The organism is Streptomyces sp. NPDC057543 (assembly GCF_042801895.1).
In the GTDB taxonomy this organism is placed as follows: domain Bacteria; phylum Actinomycetota; class Actinomycetes; order Streptomycetales; family Streptomycetaceae; genus Streptomyces.
This window is the reverse complement of record NZ_JBHVFF010000507.1, coordinates 2,400-3,144: the sequence shown is the minus strand read 5'-3', so window position 1 is coordinate 3,144 and position 745 is coordinate 2,400. Positions and strand designations below refer to the sequence as shown.

Annotated in this window: 1 protein-coding gene; it reads left to right on the top strand. The window is 73.6% G+C overall.

What is annotated here, in order from left to right:
- Positions 1–85: 85 nt before the first annotated feature.
- The gene (locus ACFU8Q_RS40570) at positions 86–544 is read left to right on the top strand and encodes a DUF1772 domain-containing protein (RefSeq protein ID WP_384464962.1); all 459 of its coding nucleotides are present in this window, start codon (positions 86–88) and stop codon (positions 542–544) included.
- Positions 545–745: the final 201 nt, after the last annotated feature.

Here is a 745-nt window from a genome sequence, read left to right as displayed (position 1 = left end):
CCCCGCGGCCCGCCCTCCGCCTCCGGCCGTGCGATCCTGTGAAAGTCGGCTGTGCGGCCCGCCCGCCGACGCCATGATGTGCACCATGTCCTCTCTCCCCGCCCTGCTCCTCGTGCTCGGCGTCATCACGACCGGCCTCTACGCGGGCTTCCTGCTGACCTTCCTGACAGCGGTCATGCCCGGCATCGCCGCACTGCCGGACGAACGGTTCGCGGCCGCGATGCGCCGCTTCAACGAGAAGGTGCCCGGACCGGTCTTCCTGGTCCTCTTCCTCGGCGTGATCGCCTTCCCTGCCGCCGCGGTCGCCGGGGCCGACGACGGCACGGACCGGGCGCTCGCCGTGGCGGCGCTGGTCTGCGCGGTCGGGAGCCACCTGGTCACGATCGCCGGGAACATCCCGCTGAACAAAGCGCTCGCGGAGTCCGAGGGCGGTGACGACGGCGCGGCCCGCGAGGCGTTCGAGTCCCGCTGGAACACCCTCCACCGGGTCCGGACGGCCCTGTCCCTCGCCGCGTTCGCCCTGCTGGCCGTGGCCGCCGGGTAGGAAGCAGCTGCCTGACTGCTGTATTCGCCGTCCCCGGTGAGTCCGTCCGGTGGCCAGGAGGAGATCCGGCGGCCGTCGCGCGGCGTCGTGCGGACACCTCCGGGACGAGCCCGCCGGGCCCCGGGCCGAACAGCGCCGGCCCGCCCGTACTCAACTCCCTTTCGGCCGAGCGCCGTGACCGGCCGCTCGAACAACCGCTCC

Bases quoted from the DNA above. Each gene is read 5' to 3' on its own strand.
- ACFU8Q_RS40570 (WP_384464962.1), top strand. From the start codon at position 86: ATGTCCTCTCTCCCCGCCCTGCTCCTCGTGCTCGGCGTCATCACGACC.